General features: G+C 67.3%; 14 protein-coding genes and 2 pseudogenes. 7 read left to right on the forward strand and 9 right to left on the reverse strand.

Annotated features, from left to right (window positions below):
• Positions 1 to 313 (reverse strand): transposase (locus IE271_RS35655; protein ID WP_190191134.1); only part of this gene is annotated, 313 nt, incomplete at its 3' end.
• 451 nt (positions 314 to 764) lie between these two features.
• Here IE271_RS35655 and IE271_RS35660 point away from each other — a divergent pair.
• Complete coding sequence (locus IE271_RS35660; protein WP_190194621.1) at positions 765 to 1,136, forward strand: hypothetical protein; 372 nt, start codon at positions 765 to 767, stop codon at positions 1,134 to 1,136.
• A 221-nt stretch (positions 1,137 to 1,357) separates the two neighbouring features.
• On the opposite strand, the gene IE271_RS35665 is transcribed toward IE271_RS35660, so the two are convergent.
• Positions 1,358 to 1,786 carry an STAS domain-containing protein gene (locus IE271_RS35665; protein WP_190194622.1) on the reverse strand — a complete coding sequence of 143 codons (429 nt, stop codon included), beginning with the start codon at positions 1,784 to 1,786 and terminating at the stop codon, positions 1,358 to 1,360.
• A gap of 60 nt (positions 1,787 to 1,846) precedes the next feature.
• Positions 1,847 to 2,344: an ATP-binding protein gene (locus tag IE271_RS35670; RefSeq protein ID WP_190194623.1), complete on the reverse strand. Its 498-nt coding sequence runs from the start codon at positions 2,342 to 2,344 to the stop codon at positions 1,847 to 1,849.
• Positions 2,345 to 2,845: 501 nt separating this feature from the next.
• Here IE271_RS35670 and IE271_RS35675 point away from each other — a divergent pair.
• Positions 2,846 to 4,402 (forward strand): ISL3 family transposase, encoded by a 1,557-nt coding sequence (locus IE271_RS35675; RefSeq protein ID WP_190194624.1) that lies wholly within the window; start codon positions 2,846 to 2,848, stop codon positions 4,400 to 4,402.
• 123 nt (positions 4,403 to 4,525) lie between these two features.
• A protein-coding gene (locus tag IE271_RS35680; RefSeq protein WP_229919805.1) for an IS5 family transposase occupies positions 4,526 to 5,322 on the forward strand; the annotation gives its coding sequence in 2 pieces (ribosomal slippage) (positions 4,526 to 4,867 and positions 4,870 to 5,322; 795 coding nt in all).
• A gap of 23 nt (positions 5,323 to 5,345) precedes the next feature.
• Here the strand turns inward: IE271_RS35680 and IE271_RS35685 are convergent.
• Both IE271_RS35685 and IE271_RS35690 read right to left on the reverse strand, forming a co-directional pair.
• On the reverse strand, positions 5,346 to 5,600 hold the full coding sequence (locus IE271_RS35685; protein WP_190194625.1) for a hypothetical protein: 255 nt from the start codon (positions 5,598 to 5,600) through the stop codon (positions 5,346 to 5,348).
• Positions 5,600 to 5,833 (reverse strand): hypothetical protein, encoded by a 234-nt coding sequence (locus IE271_RS35690; RefSeq protein WP_190194626.1) that lies wholly within the window; start codon positions 5,831 to 5,833, stop codon positions 5,600 to 5,602. Before IE271_RS35690 ends, IE271_RS35685 begins: the two co-directional genes overlap by 1 nt.
• A gap of 340 nt (positions 5,834 to 6,173) precedes the next feature.
• Between IE271_RS35690 and IE271_RS35695 the strand changes: the two genes are divergently transcribed.
• The gene (locus IE271_RS35695) at positions 6,174 to 8,294 is read left to right on the forward strand and encodes an ATP-binding protein (RefSeq protein WP_190194627.1); all 2,121 of its coding nucleotides are present in this window, start codon (positions 6,174 to 6,176) and stop codon (positions 8,292 to 8,294) included.
• 813 nt (positions 8,295 to 9,107) lie between these two features.
• On the opposite strand, the gene IE271_RS35700 is transcribed toward IE271_RS35695, so the two are convergent.
• The gene (locus tag IE271_RS35700) at positions 9,108 to 9,272 is read right to left on the reverse strand and encodes a hypothetical protein (protein WP_190194628.1); all 165 of its coding nucleotides are present in this window, start codon (positions 9,270 to 9,272) and stop codon (positions 9,108 to 9,110) included.
• 61 nt (positions 9,273 to 9,333) lie between these two features.
• Between IE271_RS35700 and IE271_RS35705 the strand changes: the two genes are divergently transcribed.
• The gene (locus IE271_RS35705; RefSeq protein ID WP_190194629.1) at positions 9,334 to 9,486 is read left to right on the forward strand and encodes a hypothetical protein; all 153 of its coding nucleotides are present in this window, start codon (positions 9,334 to 9,336) and stop codon (positions 9,484 to 9,486) included.
• A gap of 42 nt (positions 9,487 to 9,528) precedes the next feature.
• Here IE271_RS35705 and IE271_RS35710 read toward each other — a convergent pair whose 3' ends face one another.
• Together IE271_RS35710 and tpg are read right to left on the reverse strand one after the other, a co-directional pair.
• Positions 9,529 to 9,825 carry a hypothetical protein gene (locus IE271_RS35710; protein ID WP_190194630.1) on the reverse strand — a complete coding sequence of 99 codons (297 nt, stop codon included), beginning with the start codon at positions 9,823 to 9,825 and terminating at the stop codon, positions 9,529 to 9,531.
• An 81-nt stretch (positions 9,826 to 9,906) separates the two neighbouring features.
• A pseudogene (tpg, locus tag IE271_RS35715) lies at positions 9,907 to 10,260 on the reverse strand (telomere-protecting terminal protein Tpg); the annotation flags it as partial.
• 595 nt (positions 10,261 to 10,855) lie between these two features.
• On the opposite strand from tpg, the gene IE271_RS35720 reads away from it, so the two are divergent.
• Positions 10,856 to 11,695, forward strand: a complete 840-nt coding sequence (locus tag IE271_RS35720) for a helix-turn-helix domain-containing protein (protein ID WP_190194632.1) — start codon at positions 10,856 to 10,858, stop codon at positions 11,693 to 11,695.
• On the opposite strand, the gene IE271_RS35725 is transcribed toward IE271_RS35720, so the two are convergent.
• On the reverse strand, positions 11,660 to 11,965 hold the full coding sequence (locus tag IE271_RS35725; protein WP_308435241.1) for a DUF397 domain-containing protein: 306 nt from the start codon (positions 11,963 to 11,965) through the stop codon (positions 11,660 to 11,662). The two genes, IE271_RS35720 and IE271_RS35725, sit on opposite strands and share 36 nt — an antisense overlap.
• A gap of 824 nt (positions 11,966 to 12,789) precedes the next feature.
• Between IE271_RS35725 and IE271_RS35730 the strand changes: the two are divergent.
• Positions 12,790 to 13,293, forward strand: a pseudogene (locus IE271_RS35730) (transposase); the annotation flags it as partial.
• Positions 13,294 to 13,315 lie beyond the last annotated feature (22 nt).

The raw sequence follows: 13,315 nt of genomic DNA on the forward strand, positions 1-13,315 counted from the left end.
GGGCGCGCACGGTGGTGGAGTCGACGCTGACCAGGGACAGGTCCACCTCGTCCCGCCGGGCGGCCTGCGCGATCAGTCCCTCCAGCAGGGCCTGGAAAACGCCCGCGTCGCGCCACTGCCTGAAGCGGTTGTGCACGGTGGGCCAGGCGCCGAACTCGGCCGGCATCTCCCGCCACTGCCCGCCGGTCTTGAACCGCCAGATCACCCCCTCGAACTGCTGCCGCAACCGCTCCGGATACGGACCGAACCGGCCGATCGGCAGATAGGATTCGATGAACTCCCATTCGGCGTCGCTCAGTTGCACCTGCGTCATGACATCAGGTCTACCGGCTCACGCCGTGCCGCGAGACCGGATCCCGCAGATTGATCGCAACTGGATACGGTCCCTAAAGCCTCGGCCGGCTCCCGGGCGCACGTAGCGCAGCGCCCGCCGGCCTGGAAGTCGGGGTGGGGGTGGAGGGGCGGCCGCATCCGGGGCACGGCCAGGCGCCGGCCTCGCGGCACTGGCGGGCGGCCTCGGCTTCAGCTTCGGCGGCCCGCTCCTCGCGGATCTCCTCGGCGCGCCGCTGGTCGGCTTCGTCGCGCCGGCGGTAGGCGGTGTAGTCGTCGGGGTGGGCCAGGGTGGCTCTACAGGCGATTTCGAGAGTCGTTTCGAAGTCACTGCGGGAGTCACCGTCTGACAGGCTCTGCGATGTCAGTAAGTTCCGATGCCACTCGGCGTCTTGCGGTGGGATCGTAGGGTGTGGTTCTGCGCTGGGGGCGACATGAGCAACGAGAATCTAACTTCGTCCGTCCTGGCCCGCGTTCGTGATGAGGCTCTGTCCTGGTCTCGAGCACACGGCGACGCGCAGCCGGCCCGCATCCGCGTCGTGGCGACAACCCGCGATACCGTCGCCCAGTTCCTACACCCAGGCGGCGTGCGGTCCGCGGCCGATCCCTGCTACCTCGTGGTACTCGAAGGACGCTTCCAGCAGCCCGGGATGCCCGAAGAGACTCAGCCCGCAGGCGTCTGGGCGGCCTTCTGCATGCATCCAAAACGGCTTCGCGCCGATTCCTTCACCATCCGGCCGCAAAGGTACGTGCCTCTCCGCCCCATCGAGGACCTGGGCAGCGTCCACGTGATCGAGACCGAGTGACATCACAAGCCACTGACATCGATCGTGGTCGCGAACAAGAGGTGACTTCCGAAGTCGGCTCGAAACGACTCCCGCAGGCAGTGACACAGCCACCAGGGCGACGTCGAGGGTTTCCCACTCGGTGTGGCCGTAGCGCCACCACAGCGGCTCAACCGTCCTGCTGTTCAGGAATCGGCCGGCGCCGGGGATCAGGGGAGGCTGGCCTGCCCGTGCGAACGATGTCATGTGATGGCTGTGTCGCTTTGCGCTTGTCGGGGCAGGCGGTGTGCAAGTCCCGTCTGGGTGATTCGAGTTTGCACCACGTGGTTGGTTTTCGAGATGGCCGTGCTGATGCCTGCGATGTCGAGTGCCTGGCACAGGCCGAGCAAGGTGAACAGGCTGCCGTTGTCGCAGTGGGTGACGGCGGACAGGTCCAGCAACAGTCGGCGGTGGTCGTGCGGGCGGCGCGCCATCTGTAGAGCTATCTCGAATAGCTGAGCGGTGGTGTGGGTGTTCAGTTTGCCCGCAAGGCGCAGCAGGGTCCGGGACTGGGTGGTCGGCACCTGATGGATCACGAGTCGGGCCTTGAGGTCTTGCTCCATGCAGGCCGCTTTCTGACCGCAGACGAAGGCTGGTCGCCAGCCCGTGGCGGCCGGCTGGCGAATCAGCAAATTGGCCCCTGAACAGGACTATACGCGCACCGTGTCGATAAAACCACTGAGTGTAATAAATTAGCCCTGGATCGGCGGGGGCGGGACGGGCGGCCGGCCGGCGATGTCACCGCCAGGATCGTCGGCGAGCATGACGGAGGCGGTGGTGCGCTTGCCGACCGGTTCGCGGTGCACCGCGAAGCCCTGGCTCACCGCCATCACGATCTCCAGACCGTGCTGACCAACCCGTCCCGGATCGGCAGCCTTCGCCAGCGGCAGCACCGCAGCGCTGTCCCAGACCGTGACATCGACCTGCCCTGCGGTCAGCTCCAGATCGAGCAGGCACGGACCGGGCGCGTACTTGCAGGCATTCGTCAGCAGCTCACTCACCACCAGCTGCACCGTGTCCATCACCCGCTCCGACACCGGCACCCCGTACACCCCCTGCAAACGGGCGAGAAAGCCCCGCGCCAGCTCACGCGCCCGGGCAACATCAGCAGCGGCGCCCTCATAAGCCGCGGACAACATGACCAGGCTCTCATCCACGCGCCGGTCGTCGTCCGGGGCAGCCTCGTCCATCCGACCCGCCCCCTTTCCACATTGGCCTTGCCAGAACGGACCCCTACCCAAGAATCCAGGAAAAACCGGCCCCCGCCCCCGCGACAACGGCAAAAAAACGCCGCACAACACCACCCCCGCCATCCACCAGGCACGCAAGCCCCCTCCCCCGCTCATACAGGAAGACGAAATACCGCGTTCTGCCACGCGCCGCACCGGTCCTGAAACACTGACACTGCCACGCCACCTCGTCCACGACTTTTGAATTCTGGCAGCACATGTCGATTAACTTCGAAAATCACTCAAAAAGAAGAGTCGCTGTTCACGAAAAAACGCAGGCACTGACCCACGCGCGTCAGACACCGCCCGCACGGCGGACCACGACAACCGAAATCCACGTCCTCGCAAGGCGGTGGCGCAGGCTGTCCCTGCCGGCCGCCGACCAGGGCGGGGTCTATCAGGAATTAGGGTCTTCCAAGACTTTCGTAGCCGGTGATCGGGTCAACTGGCCTGTGGTGTCGCATGGTTGATGGCGTCATCCTGGTGGTGTGTGAGATTCGGCTGGAGGACCTGCTGCCGCAGCTGGCCGCGGTACGGGTCGAGAAGGTGGAGGCCAGCGGTGATCTGCTGCGGATCGCGGCCCGGACCAGCGACGATGCCGCGGCTGTCTGCCCGGGGTGCGGGACGGAGTCGGACTGGGTGCACTCCCGGTACGTGCGGCATGTCGCGGACGAGGCGGTGGGAGGCCGGGCCGTCGTGATCGACCTGTCGGTGCGCCGTCTGTACTGCGAGACCTCCGAGTGCCCGAAGGCCACCTTCGCGGAGCAGGTCACCGGATTGACGGTGCGTTACCAGCGCCGCACTCCGGCCTTGCAGCACGTGGTGAACGCAGTGGCCGTGACATTGGCGGGCTCGGCCGGGGCCCGACTGCTGGCCGTACTGCACTGCGCACTTTCCTGGGCGACCGTCCTGAACTGCCTGATGCGCATCCCGGTACCGTCCCCGGCCGTCCCGCATGTACTGGGCATCGACGAGTTCGCCCTGCGCAAGGGCCACCGCTACGCCACGATCATCATTGATGCCGCCACGGGCGCGCGCGTCGACGTGCTCGCGGACCGCGCGAAGGAAACGGTCGCCGCCTGGCTGCGCGAGCACGCGGGGTTCGAGGCCGTGCGCCGGGACGGGGCCGGCAGTTTCGCCCAGGCCGTCACCGACGCGGCGCCCCACGCCGTGCAGATCATGGACCGCTGGCATCTGTGGCACCTGCTCGGCGAGGCGGCCCAGCGAGAAGTCCTGGCGCACAGCGCCTGCTGGGTACCCGTGGGACCCCCGATCCACGAGGGTCGACGCGCACAGACCACCCGCGAACGCTGGCAGCAGGTCCACGACCTGCTCGACCAGGGAGCGGGCCTGCTCGAATGCGCCCGGCGCCTGAACCTCGCGCTGAACACCGTCAAACGCTACGCCCGGCACTCCGAGCCCGACCGGCTCATCCGGGCCCCGCAGTACCGCCCCACCCTGGTCGACCCCTACCGCGAGCACCTGCGCCGACGTCGGGCCGAGGACCCCGGCGTTCCCGTCACCCATCTGCTCGCCGAGATCCGCGCACTCGGCTACACCGGCAGCGCGAACCTCCTGGTCCGCTACATCACCCAGGGCCGTGTCGAGGCCGACCACGCCACCCTCTCCCCGCGGCGAACCACCCGCCTGATGCTCACCGACCCTGCCCACCTCCAGGAAGACCAGTCGGCGCTGCGCGACAAACTGGCCGCTGCCTGCCCGCAGATGACCGCCCTGGCCGCCCAGATCGGCGACTTCGCCGCACTCCTCGTCCCCGCACCGGGAAATCCAGAGCGGCTGAACGGCTGGATCGCCCGGACTCGCGCGGGCGACCTGTCCTTCCTGCACTCCTTCGCCACCGGCCTGGAACGCGACCGGGCCGCCGTCGACGCCGCCCTCACCCTGCCCTGGCACAACGGACGCACCGAGGGCGTCAACCACAAGATCAAACTCCTCAAGCGCCAGACCTACGGCCGGGCCGGCTTCCCGCTCCTCCGCCAGCGCATCCTGCTCAACTGACACTTCAACACACCAGTTGACCCGATCACCGGCTACGAAAATCTTGGAAGACCCTAATTCATGACACTCCCCCCCATAAGAGGTCATCTCATTTGGTCTTGGCGGTTGCCTGAGTCCGTGTTGATGGTTGAGCGTCTGGTCCCGGACGGATTGTGGGAGCTGTTCCAGCGGGTGGTGCCGGAGGCGCCGTCGCGTCCGCAGGGTGGTGGCCGGCGCCGGTACGGCGACCGTGAGGTGCTGGCCGCGATCATCTTCGTGGCGACGACGGGCTGTACGTGGGCGCAGGTCCCGCCGGTGTTCGGGCCGTCCGGTGCGACGGCCCATCGCCGGTTCACGCAGTGGTCGAAGGCCCGGGTGTGGGCGAAGCTGCACCGGCTGGTGCTGGACGGGCTCGGTTCGCGGGGTGAGCTGGACTGGTCGCGGTGCGCGATCGACTCGGTGACCATGCGGGCCATGAAAGGGAGGACCTGACGGGTCCGAATCCTGTGGACCGGGGCAAGAAAGGGTCGAAGATCCACCTGATCACCGAGCGGACCGGCCCGCCCCTATCCGTCGGGATCTCCGGCGCCAACGTCCACGACAGCCAGGCCCTGGAGCCGCTCGTGCGCGGCAGCCCGCCCGTCCGCTCCCGCCGCGGTCCACGTCGGCGCAAGCCCGCCAAGCTCCACGGCGACAAGGGATACGACTACGCCCATCTGCGGAAATGGCTCCGCGCGCGTGGCATCCGGCACCGCATCGCCCGCAAGGGCATCGAGTCCTCCCAGCGGCCGGGACGCCACCGCTGGACCATCGAGCGCACCATGGCCCGGCTCGCCGGCTGCCGCCGCCTGCACCGCCGCTACGAACGCAAGGCGGAACACTTCCTGGCCTTCACCAGCATCGCCTCCACCCTCACCTGCTACCGCCGACTCGCCAATTGAGATGACCTCTTAGCAGCAGGTTCTCAAGCTTCGACGTACGCGACGACGATGACGGTGCGCAGCGCTGTGACGTAGAAGATGACGGTGACGTTTTCGATGTCGTCGTCGTAGCGGCGGAGTTCGGGGGCGGAGCCGGGGATCGGTTCCCCCATCGTCGGGTCGGCGGAGAGCGCGGCCAAGGCGCGGTCGAGGGCGTGGATCTCGGGTTCGGTTAGCTTGTTGGTCTGGGCGATGGCACTGTCGGTGAAGTCGATCCGGGCGCGCCGGCGTTTGCTCATCAGGCCACGTGTGAGCGTTGCGCGGCGAGTTCGGCGAGGCGGCGGTCGCGGACGTCTTCCCAGGGGGTGGTGTGTTCCGGGGCGGGGAGACCGTTGGTGGCAACGTCCTCGAGGAACGCGGCAAGTTCGTTGGCGCTGGTGCGCGTGCGGGCCGCGTAGGCCCTCAGCGCGTCGGCGCCTTCGGGGGTGACCGACTGGCGGCCGGCGGCCGAGGGCTGCTCGTGGTCGCTCATGGCGGGCTCCTGGGCGTTGCGGGGCGTCGCCTCCACCGTAGCGCCGGCCCTGCACGGGGCGCTGCCCCCTTCGGGTCTCTTCCGCGTGTGCGTGCGGCGTTGACCGCGGGAGTCGCCATCTGACCGGGTTCGCCGTGTCAGTTTGTTCTGGCGTCGCTCGGGGTTCTGTGGTGGAACCGTGGGGGATGCTCGCCCGCTGGGCGTCTCATCCATCGGCGTGCGGCGGTATCGCGCATTCCGCCCCCGCCGTTTTCTCGTGGCCGGGCTGGGCGCCCTGGGTGGTGGGACCCCGCCGGTTGCGGGGCCAGGAAAGAGGCGAGGTGAAGGGGAGGCGGCTGGGGTGGAGTTCTACCGGACGGGCTGGCCGGCGGGTGAGGCGCCGCAGGAGACCACGAGCTTCGTCGGTCGGCGGACCGAGCTGCTCGGGACCGCGTGGGCGCTGGCGGAGGCCCGGCTGGTGACGCTGACCGGGGTGGGCGGGGTGGGCAAGACCCGGCTCGCGCTGCGCGCCGCCCGCGAGGCTCGCACTGCCTTTCCCGACGGGGTGTGGCTGGTGGAACTTTCTTCGCTACCCCGCACCGAGCGGTGCGACAGCGAGCTGCTCGCTCTGATGGTCATGGAGGCGCTGCGGCTGGCGGACCAGACCACTCGCCCGGCCACCGAGGTGGTGTGCGAGTGGCTGGCCGACAAGCACCTGCTGCTCGTCCTGGACTGCTGCGAGCACCTCATCCCCGCCTGTGCCCACCTGGCCGGAAATCTACTGACCGCAGCTCCCGGGCTGCGCATCCTGGCCACCAGCCGCCAGCCGCTGGGCACCCGGGGCGAACGCGTGCTGGCGGTGCCCCCGCTGCCCGTGCCCGGACGAGACCGCCCGCCGGCCGACGCCGAGGACGGGCAGGATGCGGTGGCGCTGTTCCTCCAGCGGGCCGCCGACACCGCGCCCGACCGGGCCGCCGACACCGCGGCTCACGCGGTGGTGAGGGAGATCTGCGCCCGCCTGGAGGGCGTCCCCCTGGCGGTCGAGCTGGCCGCCGCCCGGCTGCCCGAGCTGACCCTCACCCAGCTCCGTGCCCATCTGAAGGCCCGCTTCGAGGTGCTCGCCGCCGACCCCGACGCCTACGGCGACGGCGAGCCGCGGCACCAGGCGCTGCGCACCACCATCGGCTGGAGCCATGAGCTGTGCGCGCCGCTGGAGCGGCTGCTGTGGGCCCGGCTGTCGGTCTTCGCCGGTGGTTTCGACCAGGAGGCGGCGCGGGCGGTGTGCGCGGGCGGGCCGCTGGCCGCCGCGGACGTGCCGCGGCTGCTGGACACTCTGGTGGGCAAGTCGCTGCTGCAGCGGCGGCTGTACGTGACGGGGCTGGTGCGGTACACGATGCTGGACACGGTGCGCGAGTTCGGTGCCCAGTGGCTGGCCGGACTGGGTGAGGAGCGGGCCACCGCCCGCCGCCACCGCGACCACTACCTGGATCTGGCCCGGCGGGCCGATGCCGCCTGGGGCGGCCCCGGTCAGGTGGCCTGGCACGTGCGCACGGTCGTCGAGCACGCCAACTTCCGCACCGCCCTGGACTTCTGCCTGACCGGCGGCGAGGGACAGGCCGCGCTGGAGCTGGGCGGGGCGCTGTGGTTCTTCTGGTTCGCCTGCAGATACGCGCGAGAGGGCCGCCACTACCTGGACCAGATCCTGGCCCGGTGGCCGGAGCCGGAGCCGGCCCGCAGCAAGGCGGTGTGGGCATGCGGTGCGGCCGCCCTCGTCCAGGGCGACGACGACGCGGCCGCTCGGCTGGGGAAGGTGTTCCGCGCGGACGCCGAGGCGGCGGGCACCCCCGCCATGCTGACTGCCGCGGCCCACCTCGACGGCACCGTCCTGGTACTGCGCGGACAGCACACGGAGGCCGCCGCGGCGTATGACGCAGCGCCATATCCCCAGGATCACGACGGAGAGTATGCCGGGGCACGCCTCGTGCTGCGGGCGGCCCGCGCGTTCGTCCACGCCTTGATGGGGGAGTTCGCGGACGCCGCCGCGGTGGCCGACGCCGTGCGCGCGGAGTGCGACCAACGGGGTGAGCGGTGGTCCAGGGCCTGGGCCGACTACGTCCACGGACTGGCGGCGCGCGGACTCGGCCGGCCGGAGGAGGCCGACGTGCACGCCCGAGCCGCCCTGGAGGGCAAGGCCCTGCTCCACGACAGCCTCGGCATCGGCATGGCCCTCGACCTGCTGGCCTCGGTGGCCGCGGACAGCGGCCACGGGCAGCGGGCGGCCCGGCTGCTCGGCACGGCCCAGCAGGTCTGGAACACCCTCGGCCGGTCCCAGATTGGCGTGCCCGAACTCGTCGCCGCCCGCACCGCCTGCGAGCACCAGGCGCGGGAAGCCATCGGGGACGGCGCGTACGAGGCAGCCTTCCGCACGGGCCTGCAAACCAGCATCGACGACAGCCTCGCCTACGCCCTGCACCACACCTGAAAGGCCAGCAGCGCCGTCATCCGCCAACCTGCCGACGCCGAACGCCAGCTGTCAGTGCACCGAGCCGACGACACCAGAATCCCGACGAAACTCGGCCGCTGACAACATAACCGAGCCCCCGATCATTCAACACAGAACATCACTACACGCACCGCATCAAAGCGACAGCGCTGAAACCGCGCGCGAACGCGTCACCAGGAAAACCGCACCACCATCAGGACTGCCCTTCCACTGCACTGCAGCACCGCTCACTGACACCCATGCGATCAACTACTGACAGAACCTCGCATGCCATCACCCGGGGTGCGGTCGGAGTGCCGCCCCGGCCGGGGGATGGTCTCTGCAACCAAGGGCTCGCCGGGGCAACTGCTTCCCTGGGAGACTCTGCAGTGGCGGATTGCCCTACAAGTTGCCTTACAACTTGCTCTACAACGTGCCCTGCAACTTGCCTCACCGGCTCGTCCGCGGCCGGGAAAGCCGCGCGTCACCGGCCTGGTCAAGGAGCGCCGGGCGTGCCGACTACTTCCCTGGCAGACCCCTTGCGGGCTCCGGAAGGCAGTGGCCCGTGCCGACTCCGTCTTTACCGCCACGGGCCACGGCTACGACGCTCCCACACCAGCCTGAGCCCTCGCTCGCCGGGCGCCCCGTCGGCGCCCGACTCCCTGCGCGCGGAGGCTTCGCCGACGCGCCACCGAGTTCCTGCGCGCCCGATCCCCGCATGGAGCTGCCTGCCGTCCGTCCCGCCCTCCCCACCACACCAGGCACGGGCAGCAGGGGGCTCCTGAGGGGATGTCCGGATCCCAGACCACGAATTCAGGCCCGTTGACCTGCGAATATGGCCGTAGTGGCGAAGAGGGTGCGCAGGGCGCCGAGCAGAGCGCCCCGCACGGTGCTGTGCAGGGCGCCGAGCAGGACGCCGTGCAGGGCGGTCGCCGTGCCGTGTCCGGGGCGGTGGCCGCGATCAAGCCGAATGGTCATGAACAGGTCATGTTGCGTGGAACCGTCGTTGAACAGGGTGCGGGCTGGTCATGCTGCGGTGATGGAGGAGTTCGGGTTCGCTTGCTGGGACTGCGGGGCGACCAACTTCATCCAGGGCCGGCCCAAGGGCTTTTGGACCACGACTCACTACGAGCTGCCCGGTGAGTGGACCTGCTGGAACTGCGAGGCGCTCAACCGCACCCCCGACGACTGAAACCGCCCGGCTCCCTGGCCTGCGCCATGGGCACGGCGAAGCTCATTGCCTCAAAGGCCGGCCGGGCATCAGGACGGGTTGGCGGGGTCGATGCCCTGGTTGCGGGCGAGGGCGAACAGAACGCGCTCGATGCCGTCCAAGCGCTGGGCGATGGACTGCTCGCCGGGGGGCGCCGACGGCGTCGGCCAGGGAGTCGATGGTGGAGAAGGCGGTGCGCTGCTGCTCGCGGATCTGGGCGAGGGCCTGGCCGTACTCGGCCAGGGTGCGGCCGGTGCGGAACGCCTCGGCTTCCAGGTCCCGCAGCCGGCGCTCGTCGTGCATCGCCGTCTCATCGCTCATGCCCGCCAGTGTCGCAAACGGCCCGCGCGCCGCGCAGCCACTCGGTGCACGAGCGCACAAGCCGCCGCGAGGAAGCCGGGCCTACCGGTTGAACTCCACGTGTTCGACGTCGGTGAACCGCATCTCTAGGCCGGGAGCGCGGCGGCCGTAGTCGCGGAAGTACATCTCGCCGAGGCCTTCGGCGGCTATCTCGCGCAGCTGCTGCTCGCTGCCGGCGGCCTGCGCGCCGAAGAGGCGGGCAGCGTAGTCCGGAGGCAGCGCGACGGTGGGATCGCGGACGCGGGCGTCGTCGCTGGAGCCGGGCGCCGCGGTGAACCCGAACCGGGCCCGGGTGTGGAGCATGAGGCCGTCCGTGGTGGCCGCGCGACGCCGGGCGGCCGCCTGTACCCGCGGCTGCCACCGCGCCCGCACCGCATCTGCGGCGCTAACGAGATCCTTTGCGCTCGACCATATCTGCACGTCCGGTCCTGGGCCGCCCTCTCACATCTGGGACGTGCCTGTGGCAGCTTCACTGGCTGTCTGGAAGCAGGCGAAGCCATGTCGCGCAGTCTGGGGCACAACCTGGCGGTGGTCACGACGCCGTCTCTCACGCAAGCCGGAATACTAATGAAGGCGTAGACAAACCAGCCAGCGAGTCCGGTTAACTGCTAGAAATTTTAGCTACAAAAGCAGCTCAGATATGTCACTTGTGGCCGGTTTTTAACCTCGTACAACACTCGCTCCCGACAGCGTCGTATCCCGCCTTGTCAAGCATGTCTGCGCGATGGGACTGTGTGCCATGTAGCACGCTGATTCAGCGCACAATAGGGAACAGCAGAACAGTCCGTGGCTTGACGCAGTAACACGTCCCGCCACGAGATACAGGAACTGGCGGCCAGACATGAGCATGCAAATCGAACGCAGAGGTTAGGCAACGAGTCATATTGCCTCCTCGCACGAGACCCGGCTTTCAGTATCCACCATCAAACAACAATACTCCACTTGGCGCTGCATCAGCGCTGATGGTTAATACGGTACGCAAGGAGCTGATGTGACGGTGATAGAAAATCCCATGTACTCAAGGCAGCGCCTTGCCCGGCGCTTGCGGAAGGGGCGGGAGAAAGCCGAGCTTACCCAGCAGCAAGTCGCGGAGAGTTTCGGCTGGAGCCCTTCAAAAGTCATCAGGCTCGAAAGCGGAACAAAGCCGGCTAATGTACCGGACGTCATGGTCCTGCTGAACGCATACGGAATCGCAGGCGAGGAGGCAGAACAATTGATCGAGTTGGCCAGGGTCGCGCGGCAACCTTCACGGTATGCGCGCTACAAAGACATCATGTCCCCGGAGTTCGAAGCATTCCTCGCCTATGAGGAATCCGCTTCCGTCATTCGAGACTTCGCAAGGAACGTAGTGCCTGGGCTGCTGCAGACCGAAGAGTACGCAGAGGAAGTCTTGAAGTCCTTCGACGTACCAGAAGCGGAACTGGACACACGGGTCGCGTTGCGCATGGACCGCAAGAAAGTACTAGAAAACGAGACGAAGTTCTTCTACATCCTTGACGAGTCCGTACTGCGCCGTCAAGTCGGATCCGAAGCCACGATGCGACGGCAGTATGAGGCTTTGGCTATGGCCAACGCGCGCCCCAACGTAAAAGTGATGTTCGTTCCGTTCAAGGCAGGACTGTATCCGTTCTTCAGGGCCCCCTACACGATCCTGGAATTCCCGGACAGCCGCGAAGAACTTATCGCTTACCTCGAGAAGCCAGAGACCCAGGAAATCCTGAGCGAAAAAATGCCTAAGTCTAACAGGCCGAACCCGTCCGAATACCTGGCCAAATTCTACGAAGTGGAACGCTCGCTAGCCCTGGACCTCAGCGAGGGTGATTGGAGCTGACATAGAAGAAAAATACTCAAACCCAAAAGGCGACACAATGAATAATGCAAAAAAAGGTGACCGTCTCACGACCATGTCCAGGAAAGCGCCCCAGGCCTTCTCGGCAAACTCGACGTGACCATCCTCGGGACACTTAGAGTCTCTCACACGTACTCGGCAGCCCCGCGCCACTTCAACACAATCATCCTTGTAACAATAGGAACTCTTACGCCAAACACCTTTACTGCCCCACTTCACAAAGGCCTCCACATATCCCACAGGCATCCCCATCGGGAATATTCGACCTTCTGAGCATGAACGATTCTTCCCCCTATGGCAAGACGCATTTTCCAACACTTTCCCCCGGTCAGGAAAATGTTGACCATAAAGGAAAAAATAGGAAATACCCAAAAGGAGGGGAGCCGCCAGGCCTTGCCGGTAAGCATCCGGCCCGGGGCTCCCCACAGAGTGCTCCCTCAAGGAAGGCACCCCAATGAATCCTAAGCGCTTCTCCCGGCGCTTCGCCCGGTGTTTGACACGAGAACGCTGCGACAACTGTGGATGGCAGGGTTCCGATATAGATTCTCGCCGCTCAGCCCGTCAGTTGGCACGAGGGTACTGGGACGGCTGGGGCCGGATGATGTTCCGCACCACCGTGCGTGGCGCATGCTCGGCAACCGGGAACGCCCTCGTCTCCTTCATCATCTGGTGGTTGCAGAGCAAGTAACCGCGTCATCAGTCCAGGCAGCATAGAACGTGCGCTCGGACGCCGAAGCGGCCCCCCGGCTCAACGCACCCCCGGGGGGCCGCTTCGACGTCCGAGCGCAGTTATCGCCGAGCAAGATTGACTGGATCAACGTGGTCCCGGACAGCGCCAGATGCCTGCCACCAGATCGTTCCCGGACAGCACAGGCACCGTCGGCACCCGCCGACCTACAGGCCGAACTCCACGTGCTCGACGTCCGTGAACTCCACCTGAGGGAGTGTCTAATCAACGGCGGATCCGATGATCAAGGAGACGCCTGATGAGCGAGGCCATCACCGAGCACGGGGCCGTGGAAGAGCCGGTCGTCGAGTCGGCCGCGGGGGCGGTGTCGGACGAGCAGTTGATCGCGATGCTGGTCGACCGCGCCCGCAATGACGGGCTGCAGCTGACCGGGGAGGGCGGGCTGCTGCAGCAGCTGACGAAGCGGGTGCTGGAGTCCGCCCTGGAAGGTGAGATCACCGACCATGTCGGCTATGGCAAGCACGACGCGGCGGGCCGGAACAGCGGCAACAGCCGCAACGGCACCCGCGCCAAGACAGTGCTGACCGACGTCGGCCCGGTCGAGGTGAAGGTGCCGAGGGATGTGGCCGGCACCTTCGAGCCGCAGATCGTCAAGAAGCGGCAGCGCCGCCTGACCGGTGTCGACGAGATGGTGCTGTCGCTGTCGGCGAAGGGCCTGACCCATGGGGAGATATCGGCTCATCTGGCCGAGGTGTACGGAGCCGAAGTCTCCAAGCAGACCATCAGCACCATCACGGACAAGGCGATGGAAGGCATGGCCGAATGGCAGTCACGTCCGCTGGATCGCGTCTACCCGGTCGTCTTCGTGGACGCCATCCACGTGAAGATCCGGGTTCTGTCGACGATCTTGTGAT

The organism is Streptomyces minutiscleroticus, from assembly GCF_014650875.1.
Taxonomy (GTDB): domain Bacteria; phylum Actinomycetota; class Actinomycetes; order Streptomycetales; family Streptomycetaceae; genus Streptomyces; species Streptomyces minutiscleroticus.

Coding starts and splice junctions, on each gene's coding strand:
- IE271_RS35660 (WP_190194621.1), top strand. CDS start 765: ATGAGCAACGAGAATCTAACTTCGTCCGTCCTGGCCCGCGTTCGTGAT.
- IE271_RS35670 (WP_190194623.1), bottom strand. CDS start 2,344: ATGGACGAGGCTGCCCCGGACGACGACCGGCGCGTGGATGAGAGCCTG.
- IE271_RS35675 (WP_190194624.1), top strand. CDS start 2,846: ATGGTTGATGGCGTCATCCTGGTGGTGTGTGAGATTCGGCTGGAGGAC.
- IE271_RS35685 (WP_190194625.1), bottom strand. CDS start 5,600: ATGAGCAAACGCCGGCGCGCCCGGATCGACTTCACCGACAGTGCCATC.
- IE271_RS35690 (WP_190194626.1), bottom strand. CDS start 5,833: ATGAGCGACCACGAGCAGCCCTCGGCCGCCGGCCGCCAGTCGGTCACC.
- IE271_RS35700 (WP_190194628.1), bottom strand. CDS start 9,272: ATGACCATTCGGCTTGATCGCGGCCACCGCCCCGGACACGGCACGGCG.
- IE271_RS35705 (WP_190194629.1), top strand. CDS start 9,334: ATGGAGGAGTTCGGGTTCGCTTGCTGGGACTGCGGGGCGACCAACTTC.
- IE271_RS35710 (WP_190194630.1), bottom strand. CDS start 9,825: ATGAGCGATGAGACGGCGATGCACGACGAGCGCCGGCTGCGGGACCTG.
- IE271_RS35725 (WP_308435241.1), bottom strand. CDS start 11,965: ATGGGGATGCCTGTGGGATATGTGGAGGCCTTTGTGAAGTGGGGCAGT.